13 protein-coding genes are annotated in these 13,063 nt (G+C 59.6%); 9 read left to right on the top strand and 4 right to left on the bottom strand.

Features of this window, described 5'->3' with window-relative positions:
- Positions 1-32: 32 nt before the first annotated feature.
- The 7 genes from ACODR6_RS20710 (at position 33) to ACODR6_RS20680 (ending at position 7,797) form a co-directional block, all read left to right on the top strand.
- Complete coding sequence (locus ACODR6_RS20710; protein WP_489024108.1) at positions 33-506, top strand: hypothetical protein; 474 nt, start codon at positions 33-35, stop codon at positions 504-506.
- A 622-nt stretch (positions 507-1,128) separates the two neighbouring features.
- Positions 1,129-1,326: a hypothetical protein gene (locus ACODR6_RS20705; protein WP_489024106.1), complete on the top strand. Its 198-nt coding sequence runs from the start codon at positions 1,129-1,131 to the stop codon at positions 1,324-1,326.
- 28 nt (positions 1,327-1,354) lie between these two features.
- On the top strand, positions 1,355-2,182 hold the full coding sequence (locus tag ACODR6_RS20700) for a hypothetical protein (protein WP_489024104.1): 828 nt from the start codon (positions 1,355-1,357) through the stop codon (positions 2,180-2,182).
- 39 nt (positions 2,183-2,221) lie between these two features.
- Entirely contained in the window at positions 2,222-4,381 is a 2,160-nt protein-coding gene (locus ACODR6_RS20695) for a hypothetical protein (protein ID WP_489024102.1), read from the top strand.
- Between the two features lies 1 nt (position 4,382).
- The gene (locus tag ACODR6_RS20690) at positions 4,383-5,345 is read left to right on the top strand and encodes an ATP-binding protein (RefSeq protein ID WP_489024100.1); all 963 of its coding nucleotides are present in this window, start codon (positions 4,383-4,385) and stop codon (positions 5,343-5,345) included.
- Positions 5,346-5,349: 4 nt separating this feature from the next.
- Positions 5,350-7,203: a TniQ family protein gene (locus ACODR6_RS20685; RefSeq protein WP_489024098.1), complete on the top strand. Its 1,854-nt coding sequence runs from the start codon at positions 5,350-5,352 to the stop codon at positions 7,201-7,203.
- A 393-nt stretch (positions 7,204-7,596) separates the two neighbouring features.
- Entirely contained in the window at positions 7,597-7,797 is a 201-nt protein-coding gene (locus ACODR6_RS20680) for a hypothetical protein (protein WP_489024096.1), read from the top strand.
- A gap of 21 nt (positions 7,798-7,818) precedes the next feature.
- On the opposite strand, the gene ACODR6_RS20675 is transcribed toward ACODR6_RS20680, so the two are convergent.
- The 3 genes from ACODR6_RS20675 to ACODR6_RS20665 are packed head-to-tail and all read right to left on the bottom strand — an operon-like array spanning position 7,819 to position 9,047.
- The gene (locus ACODR6_RS20675; RefSeq protein WP_489024094.1) at positions 7,819-8,076 is read right to left on the bottom strand and encodes a hypothetical protein; all 258 of its coding nucleotides are present in this window, start codon (positions 8,074-8,076) and stop codon (positions 7,819-7,821) included.
- Positions 8,073-8,567, bottom strand: coding sequence for an NUDIX hydrolase (locus ACODR6_RS20670; RefSeq protein WP_489024092.1), 495 nt, complete (start codon positions 8,565-8,567; stop codon positions 8,073-8,075). The genes ACODR6_RS20675 and ACODR6_RS20670 overlap by 4 nt, the downstream gene beginning before the upstream one ends.
- Before the next feature lie 12 nt (positions 8,568-8,579).
- The gene (locus tag ACODR6_RS20665) at positions 8,580-9,047 is read right to left on the bottom strand and encodes an LBP/BPI/CETP family protein (protein WP_489024215.1); all 468 of its coding nucleotides are present in this window, start codon (positions 9,045-9,047) and stop codon (positions 8,580-8,582) included.
- Positions 9,048-9,267: 220 nt separating this feature from the next.
- Here ACODR6_RS20665 and ACODR6_RS20660 point away from each other — a divergent pair, with 220 nt between their 5' ends.
- Positions 9,268-10,401 (top strand): ROK family protein, encoded by a 1,134-nt coding sequence (locus ACODR6_RS20660; protein WP_489024090.1) that lies wholly within the window; start codon positions 9,268-9,270, stop codon positions 10,399-10,401.
- 2 nt (positions 10,402-10,403) lie between these two features.
- Here the strand turns inward: ACODR6_RS20660 and ACODR6_RS20655 are convergent, their stop codons facing one another.
- On the bottom strand, positions 10,404-11,450 hold the full coding sequence (locus tag ACODR6_RS20655) for a Gfo/Idh/MocA family protein (RefSeq protein WP_112712050.1): 1,047 nt from the start codon (positions 11,448-11,450) through the stop codon (positions 10,404-10,406).
- Positions 11,451-11,728: 278 nt separating this feature from the next.
- Here ACODR6_RS20655 and ACODR6_RS20650 point away from each other — a divergent pair, with 278 nt between their 5' ends.
- Complete coding sequence (locus ACODR6_RS20650; protein WP_203430981.1) at positions 11,729-13,027, top strand: extracellular solute-binding protein; 1,299 nt, start codon at positions 11,729-11,731, stop codon at positions 13,025-13,027.
- Positions 13,028-13,063 lie beyond the last annotated feature (36 nt).

The following is a 13,063-nucleotide window of genomic DNA, read 5'->3' as shown; positions in this document are numbered from 1 at the left end:
TCCCCTATCTCATCACAACCGGTTTCCGAACGATGTCCGCAGTCCTGTCCAATGATCCAAATCCCGTCGCACCGGTTTTCTGGAAGAGTGAAGAGTACATTTCGATAGCACTCGATCACATCTATGATGCTGCAGATGAGGAAATCCGCCAAATACTAGAGCAAGCAGCGCACGGTGACCTTGACGAGGCGATCGCCAATTGTTCCCTGAAGATCTCCGCCAAGGGCATCCATCTCTCGCCAGTACCGATCGACGATTGGGTCCAGGAGCATGACCTGAACGAACCGTGCTTCCTGCACGACTTCCAAGATGGCGATTCACTCCCCTGGCTGACAGGCGTGATCAACGAACATCGCGATGAGCTCAAGCGGCTAATGGTCAGGTACGTACTGAGACAGGTGGGCTACGAGCAGACGTACACCGCCAACAAGTTCACCGATGCATTAGAGCATCGCCTCCCCAAGCGGACGATTTCACAAGTTTTGATCGACGATATCGTTTGGTGACGCCCGTCTCCACGCAGCCATAAGGGTCACGAGCCTTCTTTCTCGCAAACCGATGCTATTGCGACGTTCGATCCAATTCGAGACGACTCAAATTGCAACGAACCGTGAACATTAACCATATTTTAACAATTCCGAAACGAAACGGCGCATTACGTCCAAGACCGTCTTTCAAGTTGAAACAGTTCGCGTATAACCGGGCAATCGAAAACCGAAGCGGAACATTTCGCATGTTTGAAATAGACCTAGACCTATCCGGAGCGCGGGCTACCCGCGGGATCATTCTCTAGGCTTCGATTTTCGAGCGGAGCCCACGAGGCCCGCAGCTACCCGCCTCCACCGAACGCAACTGTGTTAACTGGAACGGTAGCATGACATACTTCTCTTCGACGAACTTCAAGATCATCACTTCTTCCGTGCCGGAGTTTGCCTTCAACCTCCGTATAAAGTCCCGTGCCTTCTGGCCTTCGGAACCGTCCAACAACGGTCCGATCGCGTTCGCCCGGGCTCGCGCCTCCGTCGACCTATGGACGGCGCGACTGGATTGCTTCTAGCAAGCTCCAGTTCTCGCCGCTCCGTCACTTGCTGTTCCAGCAGGTGAACGACTTGTCGCCAGGAGCGCGAAATGAGCACACGTTGTGTGATGAAGTGCATGATCAATAACTCGCAGCACGGCTCGGCAGGGCCGCGCCTCGTTGGCTACGACTGCGATGGCCTCGCCATCGAATGGTTGGAATATGAATTCCACCACCTTGCCCTCGACCTCCACCCGGATGGGTTTCTCGGTCCGATATCGAACGGCTCTGCCTTCGGAAACGACTGATCTCCCATCCCGATAGAGGACGAAAATAATGTCTGTAATTCACGGCAAGGGCCTTGCGTATCGTCTCAACCTCAAGCGTGCTGGCCTCGACTTCCTGAACAAGCGCACCGACAAGGCCAAGATTTACGGCCTGCAGGATCCGAAGTTGCGCGACACCGTTGCAGTCCCCTGCAACAAGCCCGCAATCGAGCCGCAGAAGGAGGTCCATTGGAACCCGCCGACTGCCGGTCTTGCCACGCGCAAGCCGCCCGTCAAGCAGGCAAAGACTGCTCGCGGCTGGACCATCTTCAAGGGCGTCGTTATCTGGCACGAAAGCGAGACGGAGTTGCGCGTCGCACTTCGCATCCAGGCGCGTCGCGACGTAGTGCTGATGTATTCGCAGTTTCCCGTGTTTGCCTTCCACGGCGAGGACGGGAAGATGCACAAGCACACCGCCGATCTCTACGTGGAATATGAAGACGGCTTCAAGCAGGCCATCGTCATCAAGCACGAGAAGAAGCGTGAGAAATTGCTCGACGAAATCGAGCGTATCAAGGCCGACCCCAGTTTTGCGCAGGTCGATGACATCCGTCTCGTAACGGAAGCCTTCGGCAATCTCGAAGCAGCCGAGAACGCCAAGAACATCATCTGGTCCCGCCGCTATCATGACCAGTCCCAGGTGGACACTCTCTTGGCCTTCCTTGCGAAGTCCAGCGGCCCTGTCCAGTTCCGTTTCGGGGATCTCCTGCGTCATTGCGAGAGCCGTCGCCTTCGTCGCATCGCGATCTGGCGCCTTATCGACCTGGGGATCCTTCTCTCTCCCACCGGCGAGAAGATCAACGAACTCACTTGGCTGACCAAGGTCACGGCGCACTAAGCGCCGGACTGCCCCCTGTCCCAAATTCAAGGACCTACGATGAATTACTACCCCATGCCCATTATTCCCGCTCGCGTGCCCGGCCCTTCTATTATCCCGTTGGACTTGGATCCTGTCGTCACCATTGGGGATACGAAGTACACCGTGCAGTCCCACGACCGCACGATCGTCCACCTGCGTGATGAAGAAGGTAACCCCTTCATGATTACGCAGGCGGCGCTCTACGACCTCGTGATTGACAAGAAGACTGCGACGGTCCAGCGCAATCGCAACACCGCAGAGGTGAAGCTGCTCGACCTCTTGTATGGCGACCGCCGTCCCGAGGACTACGGCACCAAGGATCGCTTGATCGCGATCTTCCGCCAAAAGCTCTTTGTAAAATATGACAAGGAGTGCCTGGAGAAGGGTCATATCCCGCGCTCCAAGGACGGCAGCTTCAAGGCTTGGATCGACCGCCAATGGAACGAGCTCATCTTCAAGAACCGTCGCGCCGACACCACCGAGTGGGTGCCGCCGCCACCGTCCGTCTCGACGTTCGAGCGCCGCTACACCGCCTGGAAGAAGAGCAATCACAACATCCTCTCGCTCTTCCCGCGCCACTTTGGTCCGGGCGCAAACAAGATCACCAAGTGGAAGCCCGAGGCGATTGATTTTGCGACGGAGTATGCCGAGCTCTATTTGAGCAAGGAGAAGCCGCGCAAGATCGACGTCTACCTCTGGTACAAGGCAGCTCATTTCAAGGAGAATGCCCAGCTCGAGGAAGCTGGCGAAGAAAAGTTGCAGCGTTTTGGCCGCACCGCCTTCTTCAACATCATCGACAGCTTCCCGGCGTTCGATGTGATGTGCGCCCGCGAGGGCGACGATTATGCCCTCAAGCATTTTGCACCGGTGATCCGGAGCTACGAGACGCAGATGCCCGGCAAGGAAGTCGAGCTGGATTGCGTCAAGACGGACATGATGACCCTCTGGGCACGCGCGGGGCGGCTTAAGCTCGTTCCGAAAAAGCTGCGCAAGATGCTCAAGAAGATCCGCATCTGGTTCGTGGTCGTCATTGATCGCGCTACGCGCTACGTGCTCGCCATCAAGGCCTTGGTCAATCCAACTGGCCAGGGCGTGCTCGACGCAGTGCGCATGACGATGACCGACAAGACGCTGGTATCAGAACTGGTCGGCGCGAAAACACCTTGGGCCGGTCACTGCCTGCCGCGCGAAGTCATCTTCGACAACGGCGACGAAAATATCGTCGAGGAGGTAACGGCGTCCCTCCAGGCCCTTGGCATCACGGTCACCAAGCCTCCGGCCGGTGCGTCCGCCGATCGTCCGTTTGTCGAAAGCCTGTTTCGCATCATCGTGCCGCTTTTCACCGCTTTCTTCGCAGGCCGCACCTTTGCCTCGATCAAGGAGAAGGGCGAATACAAGCCCGCGGAACACGCGAGCTTGTTCATCGACGAATTCGTGGAGCTCTTCCATCTGGGCATCGCAGATATTTACCACAATCGTCCTCACGGTTCGCTGGGTGGTCGCTCGCCGCACAATGCGTGGTGGGAGGCGTGCCATGAGCATGGGTTCGATCCGCCCCCCGGGCCCGAGGAAATGCTCCGCGCTTTTGGCAAGCCTGAGCGCCTCACGCTTGACCAGTATGGCATCAAGCGCATCGGCCTTTCTTACCGCAATGCTCAGCTCGACCACGAATACGGAGACGAAGGCCGTGTGAAGGTCGACGTCCTCGTCGACAGCAGCCGCATCAACGACATCCTCGTAAAGGGCAAGCGTGGCTGGTTCTTGGTTGAAAACCAGAATGGCCTGATGACCGACATGACGGAAGCAGAATGGTCTGCCGCTCGCGCTGCGGACCTCGCTGCCAACAACGAGGAGAGCGAACCGGGCCTTGGCTCGATGTACTCCGCGGTGAACCGTCTTCGCGAGAGCGGCGAAGCTGCTCGTCTTCGCGCCGACATGAGCCCGATGCGCCCGTCGCAGCAGGAACTGGCCACTCGTCGTCGCCAGATGTTCACCGGCTACGAACCGGCCCCTCAGTCAGGCGCGGCCGTGCCCGTCACCTCCGAAATCATCATCCCCCGTGATGAGCTGCGCGATGGGACGGTAAGCCCGGTCGCACGGGTGGTCGATGTCGATGCCGCTCCCGTAGCTCCTAAGCTTCGCAATGCCTCCAAGTTCAACCGCAAGTGGGAAGACTAACATGCAGAACGCAAAGAACTTTGACCGCAACGACTTCCGCAAGACCAAGGTCGATGTCCGCAAGACCTACATTGACGGCGGCGGCCGCGACGAAACCCTTCTCGATGAACTCCGCGCGATCTTGGAGAACATCGAGGACTTCAAGGCAGGCGCAGCATCTCCGCGTCGCTGCCTCTTCGTGACGGGTCCCGCAGGTACCGGCAAGACCACGGCTCTTCGCCATCTGGTCAAGGATATCCCTGAGTTCCAGCCCTATGTCGATGAGCATAAGTCCCCCAAGGTGCCCTTCCTTTACGTCAAGGCCAAGAAGCAGAGTTCCTGCAAGAACCTGGTGGCTGAGATCGTCTCTGCATACGGCTTGCCCGCCGAGGGCTCGGAGAAGGTCCTGACGGAACTGATGTTCGAGCTTATCAAGCAGCGCGAGACCCTCTGCATCCAGGTCGACGAGATCCAGCACGCAATCCGTGCCAATTCCGAGTCGACCTTCGAAGCTGTCCAGGACCTCCTCAAGACGATGGTGGATCTCCAGGACTGGCCCCTCCACCTCATTTTGTCGGGTGTCCCCAAGATCGAGAAGCTGCGCCGCGACGAGCAGATCGCCCGCCGTTCCGTCCTGGTACCGTTCCATCGCCTGCAGTGCCCCGACGATGCAGACTGGGTTCATTCGTGCCTCAAGTCAGTCGCCGTCGATGGTTGCAGCCTGGCTCTCCATGACGATCTTGAAGGGGACGACTTCCTTGGACGCCTTTGCCACTCGGTCAATGGTGCTTGGGGCACGCTGATTGAAATGGTTCAGGCAGCCAGCTTCCGCTGCATGGAGGGCAAGCATGTCGTCCTCACCATCAAGCATTTTGCCCGTGAGTACGAGCGCGATACCGGCTGCGAGATGGCTGACAACATTTTCCTGAGCCCGGTCTGGCAGGACCTGAAGCCCAAGTATGCACTCAAGATGGACGAGGAATAAAACAATGCAGGATCCTGTAACAGTGTCGCTTCCCGTCTTCGAGGCTCCCGAGAGCTTGGTCTCTCGCTTTGCCAAGGCCAACGGCTATCCGTCGCTGCAACACTTCTATGCAACCACGGGCATTCGTCGCAAGGAACTCTTCGCGGGAAACCCTGCGGACCTCGCAAAGTTTGCTAGCCTTGCAGGATGCGACACCCAGCATATGGCGACCTGGATCGTGTCCCGAACTGCGGGTGGCGCGGGGAGCTGGCGCTTGGGGGCCGCGACCTTCAACAAGGAAGCTCGCCGTGGAAAGCGTTTCCGTTTCTGTCCCAACTGCGTGATGCAGGACATCACGGAGGGGACGGGCGTGCCTAGCACGCGTCCATATGTTCGCACGAGCTGGACTGCCCGCATCGTCAAGAATTGCACGACACACAAGCGCCCACTCTCGGAGGTTCCCTTCAGCAAGGCACAGGATGACGATTTCGCTCGGTTCATCGATGCAGAGCATGAGCTGATCAGCCAGGCAGCAAAAGCTGTCCCGGCCACTGCGCTGGTTGCGGTGGACGCGTACGCCGAGGCCCGGATCACCGGCTCTTCAAACGAGCCGTACCTCGATCGCTTCGAGGCGCACGTGGCAATCGAGCTGTGCAACTACCTTGGTCATTTCATCAACCGCAACCAAGTTGCCTTGCGTCAGCTCCCAGTCGAATTCGCAGGGGCGGATCCTCGCGAGATTGGCTTCCATGTCGCCCGTCAGGGCGAGACAGCCATTCGCGAAATCGTCAAGTCTGCTATCAATCACAATCGTCTCGCGCCCAGCTTCCAGGGCGCGTTCGGATTGATGGGACGCTGGCTCCGCGAAAATGCCAGCAGGCCCGCATACACCGAAGTCGCTGAACTTTTCCAAGACATTGCCGAACGCACCCTTCCCGTTGGCCCCGGTGACATCTGCGTTGTTCCAGTGCGCCAGCGCCACGTCCACACGATCCTGAGTGCTAGCATCGAGTACGGCCTGTTCGACAAACGCATCCACGAGCTGCTTTCCGCAGCTGGCATCATCAAGAAGAGCATTCTTGCTCCGAGCCGAATCTGGTTCAATGCCGTTGACGCTCACGATATTCTCATGGATGCGGCGAGGACGCTCACGAGCGCGGAAGCTCGCGAAAAGCTTGGGCTGGCCGAAACAGCCATGGCCGCAATTCTCGAAGCGAACCTCCTCCCACGCGTAGAAACGCGGACGCAGATGCGCAACTATGCCCGGATCCGGTTCCGGGACCTGCGTGCCTTCCAGGAGAAGCTCTTCGCAAACGCGAGGGAACTCGGTCCTGATAACTCGTTGATGCCGATCCAGTCTGCATGCCGCGCAGCTGGTGCGACGCTGCCCGAGGTTCTTCGCTTGATCATCGACGGTACCCTTAAGAATGTTGCCGCCCACGAAAACCATGCCTTCCGTGTCGATGCCCTCCGCATCGATGTCCAAGAAGTCGTGGACCATTTCAAGGCCTCGCGGCTCTTGGCCCCCGATGCCATTGACGCAACTCTCCTCACCGTGCGGGACGCTCAGCGTATGCTGGCAGTGAACTCGGTCACAGTACCGCACCTGCTGCGCCTTGGCGGTCTCGAAACTGTAGAGATCGAAAATCCGCGCACTGCGGCCCGGAAGTTTTACATCCCGATGCTCGCCGTGGAAGCTTTCATGAAGGAGTTCATTTCCATCAAGGAGCTGTCGCGGATCCATGAAACTCATCCGATTACGATGTTCGAATTGCTGGAAGCGGATGGGATCGTACCCGCGTTCGACAAGGAGGGGATGGCTACCCGGTTCTACCGTCGAGCCGATGTCGAAGACGTGGGTTTCCGATTCCGTCGCTAACTTTTCCATATCCACAAGTCGTAGAAACTGGCTCGCGTTGCGGGCCTTTTTTTATGCTTCTGTGAAACTTCTGTTTTGTTTGTGGGGGTTAGGCCCATGCGTGAGCCGGATTCGCGCTGGATTTAGGCTCAGTGATCAACTATAACTGTCGTCACCACCGGTTTGCGATGGAAAACCCCAATCAATAAGCCATTGCTTTTTAACGCTATTCTTCAACTGTGCATCTGATCAGGCTCAAAACTACCCGGTTTCATCATTTGCGCGAGTGGTGGCATCCGACGCCTCACGGACCTGCGCCTATTCGCAGTCGAACACTCTGCTGTAAACCCGCTTGCCAGAGAACGAACGACAACTAGCTTTCAGCCAATCTACATTTCCGGGAGAAGCCGTCCCATGCAAAGCCAACGCAAGAGCCTGTTTCTCTCACTCGCTCTTATCGCAGCAGCCGTTCTTGCGTTCTTTCTTTTCCTCTTCTTGACCGGGCACGACCCGGACGAGACGCCGCCGACGCTGATGGAATGGATGCTGGCGGGAGCGCTGATTGCCCCGGGGTTCGCCTATCTCCTTCGGTGGAGAGCGCAGAAGGATCGCTAGCTTCGCTCGATAACTGAGCCGCTACACACCCGGCGGCACAGTCCCCCGGCTCGCGACCTCATATCCCAATCCACGAAGCGCGCGCACGAGCGCCTGCGGTCCCTTGGTTTCCTCCACCCTCGTCTCGCCGACGCCTTCCCAATAGCGGCGCTGCCAGCTGGAGAAGACCGCCTCGAATGCGCGGTAGTCGGCGTCGGACATTGGGAAGGGTTCCGGAAAGTGGGCGACGTAGAGAGCGCCTGAATTCATCGACTCCCATTCGATGATGATCGTTCTCAATGCGGCGTCCTCCGGGACTGTGGTTTTGGTGACAATGCCAGCTGTTTCTGGAGGTCGTCCAGCATTGGCCGTTGTCCCTTGAGCATCTTTTCCGCCGCCTGTTCAAGCGAAAACCATCCGGCGCGGTCGACCTCGGGAAAGCGCTTCCTTTTGCCGGATTTCGGTGGCCACTCGATTTCGAATTCTATGCTCTCGATATGATCGGCATCGAGATCGGCTTCGACCGACCAGGCGACGACGATCTTGCCGCCCGGCTGCTTGTATTCGCCGAGCAGGAGAAAGTCGCCGTCGATGACGGCGCCGAGTTCTTCGCGCGTTTCACGGATCGCCGCCTCGAGGTCCTCCTCTCCGGCTTCGACGATGCCTTTCGGGATCGACCAGGCGCCCTCATCCTTTCGCGCCCAGAAGGGGCCGCCGGGATGGGCGAGCAGCACCTCGGGGCCGCCGGCGGCGGCGCGATGGATGAGTAGGCCTGCGCTACGCGCCGCCATCGGATACGCCCTTCACTTCTGGCAGAGCTTGGACATGTTGCGTTCGAGGCCGCGGCGCAGCGCGCCGGAGATCTCGTCCTTGAGGCTTTTGACCACGTCGCCGAGATTGCCGCCGGTATCGGTGATCTCGATCGAGCTTTCGGTGGTCTTGCAGGTCGCGAGATCGACATGAACGCTGACATCGGCGGTCGCCGAGAAGCCGCCCTGGACCATGGCATTGTCGGAGGTCTTGCAGGCAAGCGTGCCGCGAACCTTGGCGTCGGCAAGATTGCCGTTCACCGATAGCTGCAGCTGGTCGATCTTCACATAGTCGAGCTTGTCGACCCCGATCTCGACACTGACCCCGAAACTCGATGCCTTGGCCTTCAGCGATCGGCAGGGCTGGGCTTCGCCGATGGCGCGCTCAAGCGCATTTGCGCCACTTGCCGGAACGGCGGTGGTCATCGGTGCGATCAAGGCCGCGGCGGCAAGCATGTTCATCGATCTGCGCATTGCATTCTCCTCGCAGCAGCGGCCGTTTTGTGAGGCCGCCGTCCTCATCTAGGATTCGCAGGCGCTTGTGCCATAAGCAAGGCGCCAATTGCCCGCATGCAAAGACTTGGAATTCTTCGGCAGGAAATCAGATACTTACGATAGGGTGGGCGTTACTTTCATCACTTTCTCGGCTAAAGAAGCAAACAAGCGCTCAAGGAAGTCGGTCATGCGGTATCTTCGATCAGGGCCGCGGCGTCAGGCCCAGGAGACGGGCGTTGCGCGGGGCAAAACGGTGGGGTTGCGATCCGGAGAGATCGCCGACCGGAATATCCGCGTCATCCTGGAGGCGATCCGGCGGCATGGGCCGCTGACGCGCATGGAGCTTGGCCAGCATTCCGGCCTGACCGGCCCCGGCATCACCAATATCCTGCGCCGCCTTGGCGAAGAAGGACTGGTCATCTCGAACCGGCGCAATGGCGCCGGCGGAGGTCCGACCGCGACGGAATTCGCGCTGCGGCCGGAAGGCGCCTATTCGATCGGCATCCGGGTGCGCGCCCGCCGCAGCGAGGCGGTGTTGATCGATCTCAGCGGCCAGGTTCACGACCGCATCTATTTCTCTCTCGATCCGGCGGCCCCCACGGCATCTGTCAGCGAGGCCATCGGATCGATGATCGAGCGCCATGCCGATCTGCCGATCGTCGGCGTCGGCATTGCCTCAAACATCTGGAGCGAGGCTCAGAGCGAAGAGCTCGCCGCTCTATCCGGCCTGCCAAGGCCGGAGACGGAAAACGAATGCACCGCGGGCCTGCTCGCCGAGCGCACGATCGGCACGCCGGCGCCTGCGGGCGGCCTGGCGATGATCGTGCTCGATGACGACGTGCAGGCGGGATTTCTGGTTCGCGGCGTTCCCTATTCCGGCGTTCACGGCCGTGCCGGCGGTATCGGCGAGATGCGGACCGGGCCGGATAACGTTTCGCTGAACAAGGTTGCCGGCTTCGGCTCGCTTTGCGCTGCCGTCGGCAAGGCAGACTGTGCCCGGCTGCTGTCAGGCGAGGACATTTCCTCGCCCGAGCTGGCGCAATGGATCCGTGATGTCGCGAGCCACCTGCTCGATCCGATCATCGGCATTGCCGGTTTCGTCGCGCCTAGCGTCATCATGATCGGCAGCGATCTGCCGCGCGGCGTCATCGAGGCGCTGATCCATCAGCTGTCGGTGGAGCGCCGCGATACCTCGAAGCGCCCCTTCCTGACACCCTGGATCTCGCCGATGAAACCGGCAAGCTTCAGCGGCGGCGGCGTTGCGCTGGGGGCAGCACTCCTGCCCTTCCTCAACACGCTGCTGCCGCCCGTCTCGGCCTGATCTCAAGCCAGTGCCTCGTCCGTATGGCTGAGGTCGGAAGCGAGCGCCTTGTCCAGAACCTTCTGGATATTGGCAGCCCGCCGGAAGGACGGCTCCTGCGTCTTGCCGGCGCGAACCGCCTGCACGAAACGCTGGTAGTTGGTCTCGACAGGATCGAAGGGAACATCGCGCCAGGTCGCGGTGTGGACGTCCTCGCCGAGGCAGGCGCGCAGCGTCGACTTGCCGGTGTCGTAGATCATCTCGATCGATCCGGTCTCGCCATAGACGCGAAGGCGCAGCTGGTCCATCTGGCCGGCGGCGGTGCGGGTTGCCTGGATGGTGCCGATTGCGCCGGTGGTGAAATCGACATTCATCGTGAAGCTGTCATTGGCGTCGAGGTCGTATTCGCCGATCTTGTGACCCGGCGCCTTGTTGAAGGTCTTCAGCCGGGCAAAGACATGCGCGACGTCGAGACCGGAGCCATAGGAGGCGAAGTCGACGATATGGATGCCGATGTCGCCGAGCGCCCCGTTCGAGCCATGCTTCTTGCTGAGGCGCCAGAGCCATTTGCTCTCGCTCTTCCAATCGCCCCAGTGGCGGCCGACCAGCCAGCTCTGCAGATGCGACGCCTCGACATGCCTGACTTCGCCGATCTCGCCGGCGAGCACCATCTGCCGGCCCTTCTGCAGCGCCGGCGAGTTCCGGTAGGTGAAATTCACCATGCCGACCTTGCCGGATTTCTCGATCGCCTCGGTCATCTCCATCGCCTTGGTGGCGTCGGTCGCCAGCGGTTTCTCGCAGAAGACATGCTTTCCGGCGGCAACCGCCTGCAGCGTCGTCGGGTGGTGGATGCGGTCGGGGGTGACATTCGCCACCGCATCGAATTCGCCCCAGGCAAGCGCGTCCTCGAGCGAGCTGAACTGATGGGCGATACCGTGTTCGCTGCAGAAAGCCGCCAGCCGCTCGGGCACGACATCGACACCGCCGACGACGCTGACGCCTTCGATCTCCTTGAACCGCATGGCGTGCTGATTGGCCATTCCGCCAGTGCCGAGAATGAGTAATCGCATTCTATCCTCCATAGATATCGGGTGCGGCTGCCGCCACGGCAGCCGGGCAAAACACATCCTTTGCGTGTTGCGGATCTCCGCAAAACGCCTTGTCGATCTCGTTGGAAAGTGCGGTTCAGCCCGCCTAGCTTGTATTGAATGTCGCCAGCATCTCATTCCTCCCAAGCCTGGCTTGACATCAAATCAAAGTAACTTAATCTAATTAATGCAGCATGGAATTGAGGAGAGGTCAACTGACCACCAGGCTGTATCCGTTGAAAATGGGGAGGAGACCCATCATGAAGAGAGCGTTCGTCAGCGCATTAGCGCTGAGCACAATGTTATTTTCAGTGCCTGCCGCATTTGCCCAAGAACTGGCGACCAAGGACCGTATCGGCGCTGCCGATGCCCCGAAGACGCTCATCGTGCGGTTGACTAACGATAGTCCCAACAATGCCGACCCGGCGATTGCCGAAGGCTACCAGAAGCTGTTCGTCGAGTTCATCAAGAAGCATCCCGACTGGAAGCTGCAGATGCAGTTCATGTCGGCCGATATCGGCACCGAGCAGGCTAAGATGCTGGAGCAGGCGAAGGCCGGCAACGCGCCCGATTGCGCCGCCGTCGACTCCTTCGTGCTGTCGCAGTTCATGGTCAACAAGGTTCTCGCCGACTTCACGCCCTATTTCTCGAAGGAAGAAATCGACGACCTCTTCCCCTTCATCCGCAGCGGCATCACCGACAAGGATCAGACGATCCGCGCCTGGTGGTGGGACACCGATCTGCGCGTCCTCTATCGCAACAAGTCGATCGTGGCTGATGCACCCCAGACCTGGGACGACCTGAAGAAGGCCGGCATCGCGTCCGTTGGCGAAGGCATGGAAGGTATCCTCTTCAATGCCGGCCGTTACGAAGGCTCGACCTTCGACTGGCTCGCGAACTACTGGGCGCTCGGCGGCAAGCTCGTCGACGATTCCGGCAAACCCGTCTTCGGCGAAGGCGACAACAAGGAGAAATTCCTCAAGGCCCTCAACTATTACAAGGACCTCGTCGATTCAGGCGCTGCGCCGAAGCGTGTCACCACGATCGGCAATTACGACGACCTGAACGCGGCAGCGGCGGCGGGCACCACGGCGCTCTTCATCGGCGGCAACTGGCAATACGCGCAGCTGAAGGCGACGCTCGACGACGACGAGTTCAAGAACTGGACCTTCTCGCCGATCCCCGGCCCGACCGCCGATCAGCGCTCGACCGGAACAGGCGGCTGGACGATCGCGTCCTTTGCCAAGGACAAGGACAAGGTCGAGATGTGCGCCAACCTCGCCCGCGAGGTCTATATGGGCCCGGCCAACGCGCTGCAGCAGCAGCTGCCGACGCGCAAGTCGCTGTTCACGAAGTACGATGTCTTCGCGACCGAGGCCAACAAGACCTTCGCCGATGCCCTGGTGAATGGCCAGGCACGTCCCGGTGCGCCGATCTATCCTGAGATCTCCAACCAGATCCAGATCATGATGGGCGACGTGCTTTCCGGCACCAAGAAGCCCGAAGATGCTCTGAACGCCGCGTTCAACGCGACGCTGGAGGCCTACAAGCGTCTCTAACGATTTGAGATCGCGGCGGCGCCCATGACGGGGGCC

This window comes from Rhizobium sp. FG96 (assembly GCF_057808655.1).
This window is presented reverse-complemented; position numbering and strand designations above follow the sequence as displayed.